The sequence below is a fragment of the Streptomyces albidochromogenes genome, assembly GCF_005981925.1.
Lineage (GTDB): Bacteria > Actinomycetota > Actinomycetes > Streptomycetales > Streptomycetaceae > Streptomyces > Streptomyces albidochromogenes.
Genome location: NZ_VBVX01000466.1, coordinates 1 through 3,651, shown reverse-complemented (window position 1 = coordinate 3,651; position 3,651 = coordinate 1). Strand labels below are relative to the sequence as shown.

The 3,651-nt window shown below is 74.5% G+C and carries 4 protein-coding genes; 2 read left to right on the top strand and 2 right to left on the bottom strand.

Annotated elements, in window-relative coordinates:
- Window positions 1-1,371 (bottom strand): FGGY-family carbohydrate kinase (locus E2E34_RS32525; protein WP_138905433.1); only part of this gene is annotated, 1,371 nt, incomplete at its 3' end.
- A 118-nt stretch (window positions 1,372-1,489) separates the two neighbouring features.
- Complete coding sequence (locus E2E34_RS32520; RefSeq protein WP_138905432.1) at window positions 1,490-2,503, bottom strand: 2-hydroxyacid dehydrogenase; 1,014 nt, start codon at window positions 2,501-2,503, stop codon at window positions 1,490-1,492.
- A gap of 32 nt (window positions 2,504-2,535) precedes the next feature.
- Here E2E34_RS32520 and E2E34_RS36825 point away from each other — a divergent pair, with 32 nt between their 5' ends.
- Window positions 2,536-2,775: a hypothetical protein gene (locus E2E34_RS36825; protein WP_244316351.1), complete on the top strand. Its 240-nt coding sequence runs from the start codon at window positions 2,536-2,538 to the stop codon at window positions 2,773-2,775.
- Window positions 2,768-3,651, top strand: an 884-nt coding sequence (locus E2E34_RS32505) for an ABC transporter ATP-binding protein (protein WP_138905431.1), incomplete at its 3' end; no start/stop codon positions are given. The genes E2E34_RS36825 and E2E34_RS32505, both read left to right, overlap by 8 nt.

Here is a 3,651-nt window from a genome sequence, read left to right as displayed (position 1 = left end):
CCCCCGGGTGTAGAACTCCGCCCGCCCCGAGTCCGGCTCCACCACCGCCGTGGGCCGGGTCCACGTGGCCACGTCCAGGTCCACCCCGAACCGCGCCGCCGCGGCCAGTACCGCACCCCGCGCCCCCACTTCCCCCTCGACCACCCGCAGCGGACGCCCCAGTACGTCGGCGAACAGGCGCAGCCACGCCGGGGAGCGCGTCCCGCCGCCGCACACCGCCAGGTCACCGGTGAGGCCGGCCGCCTCCAGGCAGTGGCGGGCGGCGAAGGCGATGCCCTCGCAGGTGGCCCGTACGAGGTCGCCCCGCGTCGTCTCCAGGGACACCCCGGTCAGCTCGGCCCGCAGCCGCGGCTCCACGAACGGCGCGCGTTCACCCGACGGCGCGAAGTAGGGCAGGACCCGCACCCCGTTCGCCCCCGGCGGCGTCGCGTCCAGCAGGGCGTCGACCTCCTCGTGCCGTACGCCCGTGGTCCTCAGCACCCAGTCCAGCGCCGCCGTGCCCACCATCGCCGGCATCGCCCGCAGCCACTGCCCCCGCCGGTCGGTCGAGATGTGGAGCCCGGCCGGCTCGCCGCCCTCCAGATCGAGGACGTCCGTCGCGACGAGCGACGCCAGGCAGGTACCGACGATCAGCAGACCGTCACCCGGTCGTGTCACCCCCGCGCCGAGCGCGCACGCCGGCAGGTCGTACGGGCCGTCCGCGATCCGCGTGCCGGGCGGCAGGCCGGGGCCGCGCGTCTCGCCGACGGCGACCGGGTCGGCGACCGGCGCCAGCAGACCGCGCCGGTGGGACAGGCCCAGCCGCGCCAGGGTCTCGTCGTCGTACGTCCGCGTCCGGGGGTTGAGGAACGGCATGGACGCGTCCGAGACGTCCGTCGCCCGGACCCCGGTAAGGCGCTGGAAGACCATGTCCTTGCAGTACAGCGCGGTGGTGGCCGCGTCCAGCGCCTTCGGCTCGTGCCGGTCGAGCCAGGCCAGCACGGGCCCCGGGCAGCCCGGGAACATCGCGCTGCCCGTACGCCGGAACACGGACCCGAAGACGTCCGACGCCATCCACGCGTCGAGCAGTTCGTGCGCCCGGCCGTCCATCCAGGAGATCGCGGGCCGCACCGGACGGCCCTGTGCGTCCACCAGCCACACGCCGTCGCCCTGGCCCGTGAGTCCGGCCAGCTCGACGGGGCCGGTGAGCCCCGACGCGAGCGTGGCGAGGACCTCCACGACAGCGGCGTACACCTCGTCCATGTCCTGCTCGACGAAGCCGTCCCGGATGTCGAGCGCGACGGGGCGGGACTCGACCGCGACCTGCCGCCCCGACGCGTCGAAGACGGCGGCCTTCACCATCGACGTGCCCACATCGATCCCGACGTACATCTGGACGCCCCTTCCGAACGCACCGCTGGAACACACCGCACCGCACCGCTACACCACACCGCACCGCGCCACCGCACACCGCGACACGCCACACGGCCCGGCCCGGAGCCCAGCCCCCTCACGTCAGGCAGTGCGCCAACGCCGCCCCGCCCGCGTACCGGCCCACCTCGGCCGCCGCGATCCGCGCCGCCTTCTCGGCCACCGGGCGGCTCGCCCCGCCCAGATGCGGCGTCATCACGACCCCTGGCACGCGCCGCAGCCGCGCGTCGGCCGGCAGCGGCTCCCGCTCGTAGGTGTCCAGCGCGGCCGCCGCCAGCCGCCCGCTCTCCAGCGCGTCGCACAGCGCGTCCGTGTCGACGAGCGGCCCGCGCGCCACATTGACCAGTACGGAGCCCCGCGGCAGCAGCCCCAGCTCACGGGCGCCGATCAGCCCCCGCGTCTCGTCGGTGAGGCGTGCGTGCAGAGTGACGACCCGGGACCGGGACAGCAGCGCGTCGAGCGAGGCGACCCGTACGCCGTGCACGTCACCGCGTACGTACGGGTCGTACACCTCCACCTCCGCGCCGAACGCGCACAGCACCCGCGCGACCCGGCTGCCGACCGCGCCGTAGCCGACCAGGCCGACCCGCGTGTCCTCCAGCTCCGGACCGCACCGCTCGTACGTGAAGGACGAGGCGTCCCACACCCCCTGCCGCGCCAGCGCGTCGTGGGTCTCCGGGATCCGGCGCATCGCGGCCAGCATCATCCCGACCGTGAACTCGGCGGTCGCGGCGGCGTTGCGGCCCGGCGCGAAGCAGACGCGCACGCCGCGCGCCCGCGCCGCCGCCACGTTGACGTTGACCGGTCCGCCCCGGCACACGACGATCAGCCGCAGCGCGGGGGAGGCGTCCAGGACGCGCTCGGTGAACGGCGCCATCTGCGTGACGCACACCTCGACGCCCCGCAGCGCCTCGATGAGGGCGTCCTCGCAGTCGGCGGCCTCGTCCACCTCGCCCACCTTCGTGAAGGGCTCCAGCGGCCAGGGCAGCGTGAGTTCGGTCAGTTCGAACGGGCACGCGGTGACGGCGGCGTCCAGCGCCTCACCGATCAGCGAGTTGAGGACGAAATGGTCACCGGCTGCCAGGATCTTCATCGCAGGGCCTCTCCTGTCTCGGCGTCGAACACATGGGTGAGCCGCGGGTCCGCGCTCACCCGCACGGTGTCGCCCCGGTCGAGGCGCACCTCGGGTCCGGTCTGTACGACCAGGGGTTCGGCCACTTCGTCGAGCGCGAGCGTGGCGATCCCCGCTTCGACCTGGTCCTCGTCGACGACGGGGCGTCGGAGGAGCTGCTGCGCGACCTCGACGAGCACAAGGTCCCGTACGAGGTGTGCCCGACGGCGGCGGGGGGCGCGGACCATGACTGAGCTGGCGCTGCGCGCGCTGCGCAAGACGTACGCCGCACGGGGCCGCCCGCCGGTGGAGGCCGTGCGCGGCATCGACCTGGAGCTGCGCTCCGGTGAACTGCTCGGGCTGCTCGGCCCGTCCGGCTGCGGCAAGTCCACCACCCTGCGGATGATCGCGGGCCTGGAGGACGTGACCGGCGGGGACATCCTCGTCGGCGGCGCGTCGGTGGTGGCGGTCCCCGCCCGACAGCGCAACATCGGGGTGGCCTTCGAGAACTACGCGCTCTACCCGCCGCTCACCGTCGCCGACAACCTCGGGTTCGGGCTCGCGGCGCGCGGCAGGCCGCGCGGGGAGGTGGCGTCGCGCGTACGGGACATGGCCGAGCGCATCGGCCTGACGGAGCTCCTCGACGCCAGGCCGGGCGGGCTCTCCAGCGGCCAGAAGCAGCGGGTCGCGCTGGCGCGGGCGCTGATCCGCGAGCCGGACGTACTGCTGCTCGACGAGCCGCTCTCGCACCTCGACGCGGCGCAGCGCGACACCACACGCCGGGAACTCAAGCGCATCCAGCAGGACTTGGGGCACACCACGATCCTGGTCACGCACGACCAGGAGGAGGCGCTGTCGCTCGCCGACCGCATCGCGCTGATGAAGGACGGCGTCATCCAGCAGCTCGGCACGCCGTACGAGATCTACGACAGCCCGGCGAACCTGTTCGTGGCCGACTTCGTCGGGGAGCCGGCGATCAACCTGCTGCCGGGGGTCGTCGAGGAGCGGGGGCGCGTACGGCTCTCGGACACCGTGCGGCTGGCCGTCCCGGTGCGGCTCGCGGCGGGGCGGGAGGTGGTGCTGGGGATCAGGCCGGAGGATCTGCGGCTGGCCGACGCGCAGGGGGCGGG

What these genes read in the sequence shown, in the direction of transcription:
- E2E34_RS32520 (WP_138905432.1), bottom strand. Translation starts at nt 2,503, where the DNA reads ATGAAGATCCTGGCAGCCGGTGACCATTTCGTCCTCAACTCGCTGATC.
- E2E34_RS36825 (WP_244316351.1), top strand. Translation starts at nt 2,536, where the DNA reads ATGGGTGAGCCGCGGGTCCGCGCTCACCCGCACGGTGTCGCCCCGGTC.